Below are 16,783 nucleotides of genomic sequence, written 5' to 3'. Positions count from 1 at the left end.
CTACTTCATGTACGCATTCCCGATGGAGAATCCGGCACCCAGGAGAGGGCCAAGCCCGTAGTACTGGCGCGAGCCTGGCGCGAATATAACGGTCCCGAGCTTTACCAAGTCAATCTTGCCGTCCGGATCCAGAATGTCCGGGTCGGCCTTTACGTCCTTTACTTCCCCGATGAACTGCGTGTGCAAGCCGATCTCTGTAACGTGTGAAACGGCGCACTCGATGATCAGCGGGAATTCCTTGATGTACGGGGCGTTGACCAAGTCGCTCTTGACCGCGGTCATGCCCGTGGCGGCGAACTTGTCCGTGTCCCGGCCAGAGGCGATGCCGAAGTAGTCGGTCACGGCCGCATGGTCCTGGCGAGGGATGCAGATGGTGTATGCCTTTGTGTCCGAAATACACCCGTGGGTGTAGGTGGCGGCCCGAAGAGAGATGGTCATGCTGACTGGTTTCGAACAACAGATGCCCCCCCAGGCGATGGTGGCACCGTTGGCTTTTCCGGCTTTGTCGTAGGCGCACACCACCCAGGCGGGCGTGGGCGAGGCCAAAGTTTTCGATCCGAGCGATACTTTCATAAAGATGTCCTTCAGGCGGTTTGCCATCCGTTGCGGTGGATGCGTTCGGGTTTGTAACGGTCGGCCCGTCCGGAGGGTTGGTCCGGGTGGCCGATGGGTATGAAGCTGTGCGGGATGACCGAGTCAGGGATGTGAAGGAGCTTGCGGAAGCTCTCCACCCGGCCCTGGTCAGGGTACACGCCCACCCATACCGCTCCAAGCCCCTGGGCGTGCAGGGCCAGGAGCAGGTTTTCCACGGCCGCGGAGCAGTCGATCACCCAGTACCCGGGATACTTTTCCAGGCCGGGTTCGGCGCATACCAGGATGCCGGCCTGGGCCTGGAGGGTCATTGCCGCATAGGGGTGGAATTGCGGGATTGTATCCAGGATGCCGCGTTCGTCGATGAGGACGAAATGCCAGGGCTGGGCATTGCCAGCGCTGGGAGCGGCCATGGCCGCCTGGAGTGCCGTGTCGATAAGGGCTGGGTCCACGGGGTCGGCGGTGTATTTGCGTATGGACCGGCGGGTGAACAAGCAGTCGAGTGTGTTCACGAATACCTCCTGAGTGGCATTGATACTGCTTGGTACCCCCGACCAGAAGTTGCGTCCAGGTACGGTCCAAAATGTAAGTGTCCCTGGCGGGCGTTGCTCAAATCATGGCCTCGAGCACCTGGATCACTGCGGCGAAATCCAGCTCGCCCAATCCCTTGGACATCCCCTGGTTGAAGAGCTGCAGGTTCTGGAAAGCGCTCGGGGCAGGGCAGCGAAGCGAGCAGGCCGTATCGGTAACGAACTTCAAGTCCTTGGCCATGTGCTTGAGAGGGAACTGGGCCAGGTAATGCCGCTGGGTAAGCAATGGTTCCTTGATTTTGAATAGGTCGCAGGCCATGGGGCCGCCAAGCACCACCTGGAGCATGGTCTCCAGGGAGAGGCCTCCGGCCTTGCCGAAGGTGAGCATCTCCGAGAGGCCGCACATCATGTTGGCCAAGAGCAGGTTCACAGCCATCTTCATCATGGTGCCCATGGGAGCTTCGCCGCAGTACACCACCTTTTTGCCCATGCTGAGCAGCAGCGGCTCCATGGCATCCACCGCGTTCTTTGGGCCACCGGCCAGGATGACCAGGGTGCCTTGCTGGGCGGGAATTTTGGAACCGGAGACCGGGGCGTCGATGAACGTGGCTCCTGTGTCCGCCACTTTGGCCGCCAGGTCCGCGGTGTACTCGGGAGAGACGGTGCTCATGTTGATCACGGTCTTGCCTTGCCCCAGGGCGGAGGCCATGCCGTCCTCTCCCCAGATGATGGCGTCGATGGCTTGTGGCCCGGTAACCATGACCACCAGGATGTCGCGTTCCTTGGCCAGGGCCAGGGGAGTGTCGTGATAGGCCAACCCGGGTATGGAGTCGGGCAGGGGTCTTGTGCGGTTGTAAACGGCCACGTCGTGGCCGGCCTTGGCGATATTTAAGGCCATGGGCTTGCCCATGATGCCCATTCCGGCGAATCCCACCTTCAGTTTCATTTGCAACGTCCTTGCGCTATGGGTGCAGGGAAGTAAAACACCATACGCCGTAGCCATACCAATACGGCCGGGATGTCAAGCCAATGGTCGTAGGAACGCGCATCCTGCATCTGGACATGGACGCCTTTTTCGCCTCGGTGGAGCAGCTGGACGACCCGTCTCTGCGCGGCAAGCCTGTGATCGTGGGCAAAGGCGACAGGGGGGTGGTGTCCGCCGCATCCTACGAGGCCAGGAAATTCGGGGTGCGTTCGGCCATGCCTGTGGTGCAGGCCAGAAAACTCTGTCCCCAGGGCATTTTCGTTGGCGGTCGCATGCGCCGTTACGCCGAGGTTTCACGCCAGGTTATGGCCGTTCTGGGCGAGTTTTCCCCTCTGGTGGAGCAGGCATCCGTGGACGAAGCCTATATGGACGTTACCGGCACGGATAAGCTTTTCGGCCCTCCAGAAGAACTGGCCCGGCGCATACAGGCCAGGGTGTTGGAAGCCACTGGCCTCTCCTGCTCCGTTGGTATCGCCCCTGTGAAGTTTCTAGCCAAGATCGCCTCAGACTTTCGCAAGCCAGGCGGCGTGACCATCATCGAACCTCAAGACGTGGCAGCGTTTCTTCAAGGCCTCCCCGTGGGCAAGATTCCCGGAGTGGGTGGGAAAACCCTTCCCCGGCTGGCATCTTTCGGGGTGAAGACCTGCGGGGATGTGCTGCGCTATTCCCAGGAGTTCTGGGAGAACCACCTTGGCGAGTGGGGCAGGGTGCTGCACCAGAGGGCGCAAGGGATCGGGTCCACGACCGTGGTGACCCACTCTGAGGCCAAGTCCTCCAGCGCGGAGAACACCTTCGAGAAGGATACTTCGGACGTGGAGGAACTCAAGCGCTGGATGTTCAGGCAGTCCGAGCGGGTGGGGCGGGATTTGCGCAAGCACGGCTTGCTGGGCAAAACGGTGACTCTCAAGGTGAAGTATGAGGATTTCAATCAGATAACCAGAAGCCATACCCTGGGAGAACCGACGGACTTGGACGAGGTGATCTTCGAGGCCGCGTGCGCGCTGCTTTCTCAGGTATCGCTCACAAGGAAGGTTCGGCTTATCGGGGTGGGAGTGTCCAATTTTTCCAAGGGGCCGGACCAGTTGAGCCTCTTGCCGGACAAGGGCAAGGAGAGACTCGGCAAGCTGGACCGGGCCGTGGACGCCATCCGGGACAAGCACGGCAAGGCGGCAGTGAAACGGGGGCGGCTTTTTGAGGGCGAATAAGCCAGGGCGGTTCAGTACAGCAGGGCGTACATGGCCTGGTTGCCCAGAATCCGCTTCACGTAGTCCCTGGTCTCCGTATAGGGGATGAACTCCACGAAAAGCTCCTGATCAAGCCCGCCCAGAAATTCTCGCCACACTCCGATCTTCACCCGCCCGGCATTGTAGCTGGCCAACGTCAGGGCCAGGTTCCCGCCATACTCCTCGTAGCGCTCCAGGAAATACCGCACCCCGTAACGGACGTTCACGGCCGGGTCCTTCAGGCTCTCAGCCTTGAATCCTCTCTCCCCCAGCTTTTCGGCCAGTGTTCTGGCTGTGGAAGGCAGCACCTGCATGAGCCCCACGGCTCCGGCTCCGGACACTGCCTCCGGCTCGAAAAAGCTCTCCTGGCGTATGAGCCCCCGGATGATGTTCGCGTCCACGCTTGTTCCAGCCAGGTTGCGAAGGATGAGGTCCTGGAAGCGATTGGGGTAGACGATGTCGCGAAGTGGCTGAAGCTCCTGGCGGGATCCTCTGGCCAGGCAGCCCCAGAAGGCTCGGGACGTAGCGCGCACGGCATTTATGTGATTGCCAAGCTCCGTGGCCAACCTAGCGTACCGCATGGCCACGGCCGGGTCCTTGGGCATTTTGGCGTTCAGGGCGGCCAGTTCGCGTTCGGCCAGTTCCGGCAAGAGCCCGGCCTGAAGCATGGCCGCACGCTCCAGGGAGGGGTTGGCCTCATCCGGAGCGCTCAGGGCGTTCACTGCCTGACAAGGGTTTGCTGTTTTGGGCGAAACCGGCATGGCCTCCAACGGGATTGCTGGCGTGTTTGTATCCAGACCAGGCTGGATGGCGTCGGCCACGGGTGCCGAAGCCGCTGGTGCTGTGGCTGTCCCCTTCATGGCGGCCAGCCTGTTGGCGGCCAGCATGCCGTAGTATCCGTTTGGCCAGCGCTCGAGCAGGGTACGCAGCCCAGCCACGGCTCGAGCCGGGTCCCCGGCGGCCTCCTTGGCCCTTGCACTCCAGTAATGGGCACCGGGGGCATAGTCGGAATTGGGGAATGACGCTAGGAATGCGGCTAAATCCGCTTCGGCTCCGGAGAAGTCGCTCAATGCGAAGCGGAGAAGCCCAGAGAGCCAGGCGGCCTGTTCCCGAGCTTCGGTAGGAACAGAACCCGGAGACGCCAGAGCTGTGGCCATGGGCAGGGCGTCCTGGAACCTGCCACGTTCTATGCGGGTAAGCAGCAGGAGTCGGCGGGCTGCCTCTGTCAGGTCGGCGCCGTTGGGCAGGGTCTGGGCCCGGCGCAGGCTTTCTGACAGAAGCTCCTCCATGCGCGCGGCGTCTTCCGGTCCGGAGAAGCGCCAGTAGGCCCTGGCCTGGTGGTAGATGGACCAGGCCGTCAGGACAGGTTCCTTTGAGAGGCGTGCGGCGTCCTCGAAATGCTGGATGGCTGCCTGGGTGTCGCGCTTCGAGTAGAGCGCCTTGCCCTTCAGGTACAGCGCGCGGGCCTGATCCGCTCCCGGAGTTCTGGAGTACTGGTCGATCAGCGCCTGGGCCTTGGCTGTCTGGGACTTGTCCAGCAGAACCTCGATGCGCTCGCGCAGGGCGTCCGGGGAGTCTAATGAATAGGAAATGCGTCCGGCCCTGAACAGTTCCCGGGCCAGGGGCTCGGCCTTCTCGGCCGAAGCTGTCCAAGGCCCGGTAAGGTACAGTTCCCGCAGCAGGCTTTGCGCCGTGGTGTAGTCTCCTGCCGTTGCGGCCGTGGCAGCTCCCCGCCACAAGGCCGCTGGCCTTATGGGGTGCTCGCCCAAGGCCAGGAAACGTTGGTAGCGCTCCAGGGCCTGAGGGGAGCCGAGCCCGTCGAGACAGTAGGCGGAGAGGAGAAGGGCTTCCGGCCCGATGGCCGGCTCAGCCGGATCAATGGCGTCGAACTCGGCGAACGCCCCTCTGTAATCTCCAGCCCGGAACTTCGCATAGCCCAGGAACAGTCCCGCCCATCCGGCCATGGAGGGGAGGGATTGTTTCACCGGAGCCAAGGTCTGGCCGGCTTCGGCATATTGCTTGGAAAGGGCCTGCATGATGCCCAGGGCCAGCGCGTTCTCGGGTGTGCGAGGCTTGGCCGCAAGGGTCTTCATCTTTTCCGCGAGCCCGGCAATAGGCTGGGACAGAGGCCGGGGCATAGGCAGGTCCTGGACGGATTCGGCTGCAAGAACCGGATTGGCCAGCAGGAACAGGGCGGCAGCCAGGATGAGCAGACGTTTCATGCGAAGTTTTTTAGGCCGAATCGCTCCTGGGGGCAAAGGCAAAAGACGGCGGGGGGAGAAGCAAAATTGAAAGGCGCGGCATGCTGATGCACGCCGCGCCTGAGTGTTGGAGAATCTTTGTTGTCTGGTGAAGCTTATGCCTTACGCACGGTGACGAAAAACTCCTGCATGGCCAGGCCTCCGCCAGGAGCTGATTCCACGGCCAAGCCGCCGGGCATGAGCCGGTTGTCGGCAACTCCCTTGCCCTTGGCCCGGGTCTCCACGGGAAGGTCGTGCCCGAACCCGTGCACCATGAAGGCCGCCTCGGGGTGGATGAACTCGGTGACAAAGGCCTTGAGCTTGCCGGAATAGCCGTTGGAGGAAATTTCCACCAGATCGCCGTCCTGGATACCCAGAGCCTTGGCGCGTTCGGCGTTCAGCCACAGGACGTTCTCGCTGAACTGCTCGGCCAGCAGGGGGTTGTTGACGGTATGTCCCTGGGTGTGGACGCCCACCCGGCCGAATGCGATGCGGAACTTGTCGCCCTCTGGCTTGTCGGGAGACGTATACGGGGCCAGGGATTCGAACCCGGCCTTTTCCCACTTTTCACTCACCATCTCGAGCTTGCCCGAAGGGGTGGCGAATTTCAGCTCCTCCACAGGCAAATAGCGCGGCTCGCTGGCAAGCCCAACGAAGCCTTTCTTGGCCAGGTCGTCGATGGTGTAGCCCGTGCCTTCGAGCTGATACGCCCAGATGTCCTCGATGGATTTGAAGGCAAAAGCCTCGATACCTAGCCGCTCGGCCAGCCCGCACAAGATCTCCCAGTCCGCCTTGGTCTCGAAGCGTGGCTGCAAAGCGCGTTGGCGGTAGAAGAACTGGGGTTTGAGCCCACCCTTCTGGGCCACGATGGATTCGCGGGAAAGATAGGGCGAGAGCGGCAGGATCACGTCGGAATACCAGGCGGTGTCCGACCAGGAGAAGGTCACGCTCACCAAAAGGTCCAGCTTGTCCCACACGCGGCGCATGGCGTCCGGATCGGGCATGGCCATGAGCGGGTCGTGGCGGTAGGCGATGTAGGCCTTCACCTCGTACGGGTCGCCGGTGTCGATGGCCTCGAAGGCCTTGTGCACCAGGCCTGGTCCGGCATCGTGGGCGGTGAGCTTCCAGCCTACGCCGTCGGCACGCTTCTCCTCGGGCTTGGGGAAGAGGTCCACGAGCTTTTTGATCCCCTGCTTGCCCACATCCTTTGGGGTGCTGGCGATGGGCAGGCCGCCCTTGGCCCCGATGGAGCCCAGCAGGGCATTTATTATGTAGGCCGTGCGGCAGACGTAGAAGGAGTCCTTGTAGCGCGAGGCCATCCAGCCCGGATGCCAGATGACGTGGGGCGCCGCCTTGGAGAGGTCCTTGGCCAGGGTGGAGATGGCCTTGGCCTCCACCCCGCACTCGCGGGCCGCCCACTCAGGAGAGTAGGGCTCAACGAAGGTGCGCAGGCGGTCCAGGTCCTTGATCCACATTTCGGCATAGGCCTTGTCGTAGAGGCCCTTGTGCAAAAGCTCGTGGATCACGGCCAGATTGAAGGCGTAGTCCGTTCCCGGACGGATCATGAAGAAGTTGTCTGCCTTGCTGGCGGTGACCGTGGCCCGGATGTCGATGCAGGTCAGCTCGCAGCCCTTGCCGATGCCGTCGAGCACGGAGTTGACCTCAGCCACGTTGATGGCCTCGAAGATGTTGCGGGTCTGGAGAACGATGTGCTTGGCGTTGGAGTAGTCGTAGACGAATTCGGTACGCGGCCTGCCAGTTACGGAGCGGCAGCCGTGCTGCACGTTCCTGGCGCAGGCCACGTCGTGGTTGCAGTAGTTTGGCGAGCCCAGAGCGCGCATGAATCCCTGGTGCAGGTCCACGAAGGGGCCGCCCCGGTCGGAAAGAAGCACAGTGCGCGGACCGTGGCGGTCCATGAGCTCCTTTAGTTTCGCGGCGACGTAATCCAGAGCCTCATCCCAGCTGACCCTGGCCCATTTGCCTTCGCCGCGCGCCCCCTGGCGGATCATGGGGTATTGGGGCCGTTCGGCGTCGGCCTCAAGGGCCGGGCCGGCCGCGCCACGGGCGCAAAGGGCTCCCTTGAGGGGAGAGTGGGGGTTGCCCTGGATGAATCGGATCTCGCCGTCCTCCACGTCCACCATTATGGGGCATCGCACGGTGCACATACCGCAGACGCTGAAGATTTCCTTCTTGGACATGAAGACCTCCTGGCATAATCGTCTTGGGAACAAAGTCCGGCTCTCTTATGAACGATCCGGGCCCAGACTGTTTCTTCCTGTCCGTAGCAGTTCCGAAAAAACATGACAAGACTGCATGGAGATTGGGATAATAGTAACATGGGTTGCCTGTGTTCCCTGTAATCTGTATATAGTTCCAACTGGGATTGATGAGTGGAAATCATACTGCAGATGTGTGGAATTGCCGCAGCGAGGCCTTGCGATCTGGCATTATCGCATGCTTGGATCATAATGTCCGGTGCGGCACGCGCTGACAGGCTGGAAGTGGGGGTGGGCCTTGCCTTGCGGGAATCCTTTCATGTATGTAATGTTTTGCCTTTCGCATCGACGGTGTTGAGTTTTCTCAAGCTACTCATAGATGGTTCTTATGAATAACGGGCGGCGTCTGGGTTCGCGATCCATGAGGTTCCGAAACAGCTGTGCGCCCCGACCGGAGCGGGGGTGAGAATGAGCCTTTATTACATCAAAACGGACGCCAAGCGCTGCATCAGCTGCAAGGCCTGCGAAGTCCATTGCAAATCCAAGAACAGGGTGCCGCTCGGGGCAAGGCTTGGACAGCTGGTGAGCGTCGGGCCAGTGAGCAAGGGCGGCAAGCCGAAGATCATGAGTCTTTTCATGCCGTGCTTCCATTGCGAGGAGCCCTGGTGCGTCTCCGCCTGCCCCACCGGGGCCATGACCAGGCGCGAGAAGGACGGCATCGTTTTCGTGCAGCCCAAGCTGTGCGTTGGTTGCAAGGCCTGTATCATCGCCTGCCCCTGGAACGTTCCGCAGTGGGACGAGGCCTCGGGCAAGGCCATTAAATGCGATTTCTGCCGCGACCGCATCGACGCCGGGAAGAACCCCGCCTGCGTCACTGGTTGTACCGCACACGCCCTGGAATTCGTCAGGCCCAACGAGGCCTCGAAATCCATTCGCTCCCAGTGGGGAGAAAAGTTGCTCAAGCACCAGCTCGAAGAGCCGGGGGTGTAACGCCCGGTTTCACGGATAGAACGCATCGAAACATCGCAATAAGGAGCCCCAGCCTATGTCGAGAAAACGCGCAATTGTGGCGATGGTAATGCTGTGCCTCGTCATGGCGTCTTATTACGTGCCTTTCGGCCAAGCCCAGGATCAAAAACCTGCTCCCGCTCAGGCCGCGCCGGCAGCGGATGCGGCCGGGGGCTTAAGCCTCTCCGTTGACAAAGCTTCACTCAGCAACGGCGGCGAGGTAACCGTTTCGGGCAAGACCCAGCCCGGAAAACCCGTGTATATAGAGGTGGCGAACGAGAGCAAGGTTCGCGCAGTGTTCTTCGACGACCGCCCGGACAAGGAAGGCAAGCGTCCCTACAAGCTCTACCTCACCCAGGACCTTCCGGCTTTCTATCAAATCTACACCCCCACCTCCACCAAGGAGGTCTTTGAGAAGTTCAAGGCTCAGGGGCGCAAGTTCCCGTATTCAGACGCTCTGAAAGAACTTGGCGCGGACGTGGCCTACAGCGTTCCTGCCAAGATCGCCATCGACGCATACCAGACCTCGTTTATGGCCTCCATTCTCGGCTCGCGCGGTGACAAGCTCGCGACCCTGGACCCCCAGGAGAACAAACGCCGTTCCATGCAGCTGGTGAAGGCCCGGTTCCGCACCCCGGGGAAGCTGTTGTCCCCCACGGTGCAGGTGCAGCCGGACGGCTCCTACACCTGTAAGGTGAAAATCCCTGACGGCAGCGCCCCTGGAAAGTACACCATCACGGCATTTTCGGATAAGGACCTCAAGTCCAAACCCGTTGTGGTGGACAACGCAATTTCCTTCCCGGTGATGTACATGTCCGGCGCAGGCACCTCCCTGAACGTGTTCTGGCCCTTCCTGCTCACCCTGGGCATCGGTATTTTTGGTGTGCTCATGGGCGCGGGCGGCGGCTTCCTGTTGAACCCCATCCTCCTGTCCATCTGGCCTGCCCTGCCCCACACCATCGTGGCCGGAACCGTGACCCCCACAGTGCTCTTTTCCCAGATGTCGGGCGTCTATAACTACACCAAGATCAAGTTCATCAGCTGGAAACTCGGAATAATCATGGGTCTGGCCATGGCCGCCGGCGGCTTCATCGGGCCCAAACTCACCGAGCTCATCACTCTGGACCAGTTCAAGTTCGTCTTTGGCATCATCTTGTTGATTCTTGCAGCCCTGATGCTCTGGCAGACCACCCCGGGCTATCTGGAAAGGAACAAGAAAGAGCAGGCCATCCTCAAGGAGTTCAAGAAACGCGCTGAGGAATCGGCCAAGGCCAAGGGCTAACCCGGAAAAGGATCAAGGAGCATCATTATGCATATCACAGTGGAATTCTGGGGCCAGGAGTTCAAGGTCAATATCATCGTCGGTTGCATCGGAGCGTTCATTCTGGCCATCGTGGCCTCCATGTTCGGTTTCGGCGGCGGTCCCTTCATGGTGCCGCTCATGACCGTTGTCCTGGGCCTGCCCATGTATCTGGTGGTGGGAAGTTCGCTTCTGGCCATCGCGTTCAACACTCTCATGAGTTCCGTACGCCATTACCAGTTCGGCAATTTCGATCTCACCTTCTTCCTCATCATGTTCCCGGCGGCCATCCTGGGCGGCTTCATCGCCCCCCAGATCGCCAAGCGCATTAGCCCCTTGATGGTGAAGCGCGTGGCCGTGGTGGGGCTCACCCTGCTGGGCCTTTCCCTGTTGGGCGTGTATTAGGTTCTTGCAGTCGTTGTTACCAAAAAGCCCCGCCCGAAACGGCGGGGCTTTTTCATTGGGCTACATTTACATTAGCATTGGGCGCTTGTAGTTATTTTGGGTCCGGACACGGGCAGCTGTTCCCAACCCGTGCGGCAACAGGCTGTCATGGACAAACTAAAAACACTCCTGCCTCCCGTTCTTCTCTTTGCGCTGGTCATGGGGGTAACCCATTGGCATGGCCTCACACGGTTGCACACGGAGCGCGAAAGGCTCGGCGCCGAACTGGATGTCCTCTGTTCCCACAAGGCCGAGACCTTGGAGGAAATCCTCTCCCGGCTGTTGCGCGCATCTGAAATGCTGGCCACATTGATAAGCCAGGACACGCTGGACAGACGCAATTTCGACACAGCCGCCACGGCTGTCCGGGCGGCGTTTCCCGGGGTTGAAACCATGGGGTTCACGTCGGAGGATGCGCCTGGACCCGCCTCCCGAAAGGTTGGGTCCGAGAAACACGGGGCTGCAAGTGGCGGTGAGAGCCAGGAATCCGTCGCAACGCTCTCGGGGCCTTTTAGGCTGCACTCTGGCCAGACCGGATTCATGGGCAGGGCCCCGGTTTTTGAGGAACAGGGGAGGCAACACCGTCTCTTGGGTTTCGTAACAGCGGTGATGACTCTTGAAACGGCAGAGAAGCTTGCTGGGCTTGGAACCCTGGCGGAATATGGCTACGGCTATGGAATCGAGGTGCGGGCAGGGGCATCGGATAATTGGGAACTGCTGTCCGGAGAGTATTTACGGAAGGCGATGACCACTGTCCGTCCGTTGCACATCAAGGGAGTTACACTGCGTCTGCTCCTTGGCAGGACTGAAATCTTGGCGAGCCTTGGAGGATACTGGGAAGGGTATGTTGGGGGCACGGCCATTGCCCTTTCCATGTCGGTGCTACTTTTCTTGCACTTGCGTCAAGCTGGTCGAATACGGTCGCAGGTGCCGTTGCGTACCGCAAAGCTTAATATGGTCAACAAAGGCCTCGGAGAGGAAATCCGTAAGCGAAGGCAAATTTCCAAGGGGCTTGAACCTCCCAAAGAGTTCAGCCGGGCATTGGTAAAGAACAACGGCGGTGGGCTTAAATGCGGGAATGCCAAAACACGGGGGAAACCGGGGACGTTTTCCGATAGCAACGACCTCCAGAGCCTGTCAGAACTGGTAGAGGGGCTTTCCGGCATGCGAGTGCTCATAGTGGACGACAGCCCCTTCGGTCGCCACACGGCAAGAGAAGTGCTCGGGCATGCGGAAATTGTAGCGACCGTGGCCGAGAGCGGACTTCTGGCCGTGGAGGCGCTCCGGCGTGAAGAGTTCGACGCTGTCTTGCTTGATATTGCCATGCCGGACATGGATGGGTTTGAAACTTTGAAGGCCATCCGTGAACTGCCGGGTGGCAAGGATCTGCCTGTCATCGCGCTCACCGGGCGCGTCTCCCACGAAGACAGAATCCGTTCGCTGGAAGCGGGAATGGACGACCATCTCACCAAGCCGATTGACGCTGCTTCACTGTTCGCCGCCTTGCGGCTTGCCTCCCTCCGGCGCAGTGGCGAGCGGGAACCGGCCGCCATGGATTCCCGGCATGCACTGGCCCTGCTTATGGGCAACCGGGAACTCTATGCCCGCCTGCTCACGGGGTTCCTGCGGGAGTATGAGGAGTCCGGGCAGCTCATGGACGAACTCATCACATCCGGGGCGACCGGTGACGCTGTTGTTCTGGCCCATTCCATCAAGGGGCTGGCGGCGAACCTTGGGGGAGAAAAGCTCAGCCGGGCTTCACTGGAGCTTGAATCCGCGCTCCGCGAGTCCGATACCACTCGAATTCCCCCTGCGCTCGAGGCCTTCAAGCATGCGGTGCGTGAGTTTTCCCTCCATGCGCAACAGACAGCGGAGGAAATGACAAGGGCAATATAACCTGCCGAATTCAATACGACTTATTTAGGTGGCTTTTCGAGCTCGTTGGTCGTAAGGACCCTCGGAGTGACGTTTTGGTGCATGAGTAGAAGTACCCTCCAGCTACCGAGACCGTAGTGAAATCCAGCCTCCGTGTCCTTATACTCCACGCCCTTGAGAAAGTGTCGGAAGACCTGGTGGGCATCCTGTCGCAAGCGGGTTTTTCTCCTGTCTATGCCTGGGTGGATTCACACGCCTCGCTCGAAACGCGCCTTTCTTCTCACGATTGGGACGTCGTCCTGGCCGGGACGCACCTGCCGGGAACCACGATGAGAGAGGCTCTCGCAACAATTCGCTCCAAGAGTCCGGACTCCCCGGTTCTCTTGCTTCAAGATCCCGCCGCCGGTGCGAACGACTCCCTTCCGGAAGGTCTTCAGTACCTGGAGAGGGTGGGGCTCGACGACACCGATCACCTGGTCCAAAGCCTGCGGCGCGTGCTTGGAAGCAGCCTGCCGGAGTTTCCGGCTTCCGGAAAAGACTCTTCTCTCTTTCTGCAGCGGTCATTTTTTGAACAGCTCTTTGAGAATTCCCCCCAGGCCATCGCCATTACCGGCAATGATATCGAAGTGATAGAGGTGAACCGGGGGTTCGAGGAACTGTTCGGGTACACGCCGTGCGAGGTCAAAGGGCGTTCGCTCTCGGAGTTGGTTGTCCCGCAGGACATGCTGGACGAGGCGAGTGATTTGCGGAACAGGGCGTTCAAGGACGGCATGGTACAGCGCGAAACGGTCCGGGTGCGCAAAAACGGGGAACGGGTCCATGTGCTGGTGGTGGTTAGCCCCATAAATGCCGGCGGTATCCGCGTCGGTCTTTTCTGGATCTATACGGACATCACCGCCCGCAAGAAAACAGAGGAAGCGCTGCGCGTTGCCGAGAAGAGATATCGCGGCGTCTTCCAGAACGCGGTCATGGGCATATTCCAGGCCACGCTCGATTTGAAGCTCACCATGGTCAACCCTGCCCTGGCAGACATTCTGGGCTGCAACTCCACCGACGAACTGCTCGCCCGTCCCGACCTGTGCGAGCTCTTCCTGGACGATCCCGAGAAGTGCGGCGAACTCTGGAGTTTGCTGGAGCAAAACGGTGAAGTGTCCGGTTTCGAAGTGCCGACCCACAGGCAGGACGGGCAGCCCATCTGGCTGGCGCTAAGCGGGAGGATCGTGCAGGGGGCGTCAGGTTCCCAGCGTTTCCTGGAAGGAACGGTGGAGAACATCACCGCCCGCAAACTGGCCGAGGAGCGTCTGCGCCTTGCCGAGGAAAAGTTCAGGGCCATTTTCGAAAACGCGCAGGAAGGCATCTTTCAGACCACTCCGGACGGACGCTACATCTCAACCAACTCCGCTCTGGCCCGCATTTACGGGTACGATTCTCCCACACAGCTCATTGAAGAGATCACGGATATTGGGAACATGCTCTACGTCCGCCCTGACAAGCGTGACGAGTTCAAGGAGATCATGGCGCGCGATGGCCGGGTGTCCGGTTTCGAGTCCCGGGTGTATCGCAAGGACGGCAAGATTATCTGGATCAGCGAGCACGCCCGGCTGGTGCGGGGGGAGGACGGGCAGCCCCTGTACTACGAGGGTTCGGTGAGCGATATCACCATGCGCAAACGGGCCGAAGAGGAACTCAGACGGGCTGAAGCCAAATACCGCTCCATTTTCGAAAATTCCCTGGAAGGCATCTACCAGACCACTCCCGACGGCCGCTACCTCTCGGCCAATCCTGCCTTGGCGCGAATTTTCGGTTACTCCTCGCCCGAGGCGCTCATGGAGGACCTGGGCGATCATGCCGAGCAGCTGTATGTCGATCGGGCCCGCCGGGAAGAATTCAGGAAGATCCTCTCCGAATCCGGGCAGGTGCTGGATTTCGTGTCCGAAATCAACCGCAAAGACGGGGTGATGGTGTGGGTCAGCGAGAGTGCCTGGGAAGTGCGCAACGAGGACGGCGTTCTCCAGCACTACGAAGGCCAGGTCCAGGACATAACCGCTCGTAAAAACGTGGAGCAGCAGCTCAGGCATCAGGCCTTTCACGACGCCCTGACCGGTCTGCCCAACCGGATTCTGTTCATGGACCGGCTGGAATGGGCGCTCAGGCGTTCCCAGCGCAAGCACGGCTACCGGTTCGCGGTCTTTTTCCTGGATCTGGACCGATTCAAGATCATTAACGACAGCCTGGGGCACATGGCCGGGGACGCTCTTTTGGTTGAGGTCTCGGCCCGGCTCAAGCAGGCGCTTCGTCCCATGGACACCGTGGCCAGATTCGGCGGGGATGAATTCGCGGCGCTGGTGGATGACATATCCGGCACATTGGACGCCACTCGGGTGCTCAGCAGGCTAAACGACGAGCTCTCCAGGCCGTTTAAGATCCAAGGCCGCCAGATGTACACTTCCGCCAGCATCGGGGTGGTGCTCAAAACCTGGACCTACGAACGGCCCGAGCACCTCATCCGCGACGCCGACATCGCCATGTACCGGGCCAAGACTTTGGGAAAGGACCGGTACGAAATATTCGACCCGACCATGCATCAGGCTGCCACCTCTATACTGCAGCTGGAGACCGACCTCAGGCTGGCCCTGGAGCGAAAGGAGTTCCTGCTCCATTACCAGCCCATAGTGAACATGGAAACCGGGCGGCTCCAAGGGTTCGAGGCGCTAGTCCGCTGGAACCATCCCACGCGCGGTCTTACCCCTCCCGGCGAGTTCATCCCCCTGGCCGAGGAAACGGGTCTCATCCTGCCCATCGGCAGCTGGGTGCTCAAAAGCGCCTGCAGCCAGCTTGCCCTCTGGCAGAAGCTGCTGCCCGCGGATGAAACCCTGACCATGAGCGTGAATCTCTCCGCCAAACAATTCATGCACCTGGATTTGGTGCATGAAATACGGGCGGTCCTGGAGGAGACAGGCATCCCGCCGGAGTCACTCAAGCTTGAGATAACCGAAACCAAGGTCATGGAGAATGCGGAATTCGCGTCGCGAATGCTCTGCCACCTGAAGGACCTTGGTGTGAAGATAAGTATTGACGATTTCGGGACGGGATATTCGTCTCTCGCCTACCTGCACAGCTTCCCCCTGGACAGCCTGAAGATCGACCGCAGCTTCGTGGGCAAGATGAGCGAAGGCCAGGAGAACGCGGATATCGTCGGGGCCATAGTCAACCTGGCCCATAACCTCGGCCTGGAGGTGATCGCCGAGGGAGTGGAGATGCACGGACAGTGGGACGGCCTCAAGGGGTTGGCCTGCCAGTACGGGCAGGGGTTCCTCTTTTCCAAACCTGTGCCGTGTGAGGAGGCCCAGGCTCTGCTCGGCAAGGATTTCAGGCCCTCCTGATTCCCAAACTCCAAAGGAAATGGTAGCTCGGGGCATGATCAAACGGTTGATGCCATTGCTTGCCTTACTGGCCATTACTCTTCCCGCCTGGGCCCAGCAGGGGGGAAACGTGTGGCCAACGACGCCAGGTTCGCCTGAAGCCCCGTCGCTTCACGAGCGCAAGGCCAAGGCCGAGGAGCAGGGCAGGGATCTTCAGACGAAGCTTGGCGACGACGAAGAGCTGGTAAGGAAATACGTACGGCCCGGCATGGGTATGGCCGAAGTGCGGGGCTTTTTGGGTGAGCCGCGCGGAGTTGCGGCGTCGGTCCAATCCGGCCGCTATGTGTGCCTGGGGTATGGCCGGGTCTGGGTGGTGTTCGAGGACGGGCAGGTCAGCTGCTTGCGGTCACGGCTTGAATATGTGGCCCGCTATGACTCGAATTGTCACTGCGCGGGAAACACCATGAATCTCATTCCATTCCAGCAGCCTTGACAGCCCATGGACCTGGGCGCTAGACCCTTTGCGCATCCTCCTGAAATTGCCAGCCAAACTCCGGAGACGGACATGCGCGTGCTTATCGTCGATGACGATTACTACAGCCGTAGCTTCCTGGAATACATTCTCCACCCCTATGCCGTCTGTGACGTGGCTGAAAATGGGGAGGAGGCTGTCATGGCCTTTCACCTGGCCCTCAAGGAAAAGAAACCCTACGACCTGATCTGCATGGATTTGCGCATGCCTGAGGTCGACGGGGCCGAGGCTATGCGCGAGATCCGCGAGGTGGAGAAGGACCACGGCATCGACAGGGGCGGTTGGGCCAAGATCATCATCACCTCGGTTCTCGAGGATGCTGAAGACACCCACAACGCCATGTTCTTGGGCGACGCGGTTGCCTTCCTCCAGAAGCCCGTCGAGGAGAAGGCCCTGCTCGCGGAGCTCAAAAGGCTCGAACTCATAAACGAGTAGCCAGGGCCTGACGCATTCTTTTTACGCGTCCTGCTTTGGGCA

13 protein-coding genes are annotated in these 16,783 nt (G+C 60.4%); 8 read left to right on the top strand and 5 right to left on the bottom strand.

Annotated features, from left to right (window positions below):
• The 3 genes from HY795_08870 to HY795_08860 all read right to left on the bottom strand — a co-directional run bounded on the left by HY795_08870 (position 1) and on the right by HY795_08860 (position 2,061).
• Complete coding sequence (locus tag HY795_08870; protein ID MBI4805333.1) at positions 1 to 573, bottom strand: flavin reductase family protein; 573 nt, start codon at positions 571 to 573, stop codon at positions 1 to 3.
• A gap of 11 nt (positions 574 to 584) precedes the next feature.
• Entirely contained in the window at positions 585 to 1,103 is a 519-nt protein-coding gene (locus HY795_08865) for a nitroreductase family protein (GenBank protein MBI4805332.1), read from the bottom strand.
• A 97-nt stretch (positions 1,104 to 1,200) separates the two neighbouring features.
• Complete coding sequence (locus HY795_08860) at positions 1,201 to 2,061, bottom strand: NAD(P)-dependent oxidoreductase (protein ID MBI4805331.1); 861 nt, start codon at positions 2,059 to 2,061, stop codon at positions 1,201 to 1,203.
• Positions 2,062 to 2,150: 89 nt separating this feature from the next.
• On the opposite strand from HY795_08860, the gene HY795_08855 reads away from it, so the two are divergent.
• The gene (locus HY795_08855; GenBank protein ID MBI4805330.1) at positions 2,151 to 3,311 is read left to right on the top strand and encodes a DNA polymerase IV; all 1,161 of its coding nucleotides are present in this window, start codon (positions 2,151 to 2,153) and stop codon (positions 3,309 to 3,311) included.
• Between the two features lie 11 nt (positions 3,312 to 3,322).
• Here HY795_08855 and HY795_08850 read toward each other — a convergent pair whose 3' ends face one another.
• Positions 3,323 to 5,551, bottom strand: coding sequence for a transglycosylase SLT domain-containing protein (locus HY795_08850; protein MBI4805329.1), 2,229 nt, complete (start codon positions 5,549 to 5,551; stop codon positions 3,323 to 3,325).
• A gap of 134 nt (positions 5,552 to 5,685) precedes the next feature.
• Positions 5,686 to 7,767, bottom strand: a complete 2,082-nt coding sequence (locus tag HY795_08845; protein ID MBI4805328.1) for a molybdopterin-dependent oxidoreductase — start codon at positions 7,765 to 7,767, stop codon at positions 5,686 to 5,688.
• Between the two features lie 486 nt (positions 7,768 to 8,253).
• On the opposite strand from HY795_08845, the gene HY795_08840 reads away from it, so the two are divergent.
• From HY795_08840 to HY795_08810, 7 genes are all read left to right on the top strand, one after another.
• The gene (locus tag HY795_08840) at positions 8,254 to 8,775 is read left to right on the top strand and encodes a 4Fe-4S dicluster domain-containing protein (GenBank protein MBI4805327.1); all 522 of its coding nucleotides are present in this window, start codon (positions 8,254 to 8,256) and stop codon (positions 8,773 to 8,775) included.
• A gap of 55 nt (positions 8,776 to 8,830) precedes the next feature.
• The gene (locus HY795_08835) at positions 8,831 to 10,075 is read left to right on the top strand and encodes a sulfite exporter TauE/SafE family protein (GenBank protein ID MBI4805326.1); all 1,245 of its coding nucleotides are present in this window, start codon (positions 8,831 to 8,833) and stop codon (positions 10,073 to 10,075) included.
• A gap of 33 nt (positions 10,076 to 10,108) precedes the next feature.
• A complete protein-coding gene (locus HY795_08830; protein ID MBI4805325.1) occupies positions 10,109 to 10,498 on the top strand; it encodes a sulfite exporter TauE/SafE family protein in 390 nt (129 codons plus the stop codon).
• A 147-nt stretch (positions 10,499 to 10,645) separates the two neighbouring features.
• On the top strand, positions 10,646 to 12,433 hold the full coding sequence (locus tag HY795_08825; GenBank protein ID MBI4805324.1) for a response regulator: 1,788 nt from the start codon (positions 10,646 to 10,648) through the stop codon (positions 12,431 to 12,433).
• A 116-nt stretch (positions 12,434 to 12,549) separates the two neighbouring features.
• Entirely contained in the window at positions 12,550 to 15,795 is a 3,246-nt protein-coding gene (locus tag HY795_08820) for a PAS domain S-box protein (GenBank protein MBI4805323.1), read from the top strand.
• 34 nt (positions 15,796 to 15,829) lie between these two features.
• Positions 15,830 to 16,267, top strand: a complete 438-nt coding sequence (locus HY795_08815; protein ID MBI4805322.1) for a hypothetical protein — start codon at positions 15,830 to 15,832, stop codon at positions 16,265 to 16,267.
• Positions 16,268 to 16,339: 72 nt separating this feature from the next.
• Positions 16,340 to 16,741, top strand: a complete 402-nt coding sequence (locus HY795_08810; GenBank protein MBI4805321.1) for a response regulator — start codon at positions 16,340 to 16,342, stop codon at positions 16,739 to 16,741.
• The last annotated feature ends 42 nt before the right edge of the window (positions 16,742 to 16,783 follow it).

This window comes from Desulfovibrio sp. (genome assembly GCA_016208105.1).
Taxonomy (GTDB): Bacteria; Desulfobacterota; Desulfovibrionia; order Desulfovibrionales; family Desulfovibrionaceae; genus Fundidesulfovibrio.
Note: the sequence above shows the minus strand (reverse complement) of the source record. Positions and strands in the feature narration are given on the sequence as shown.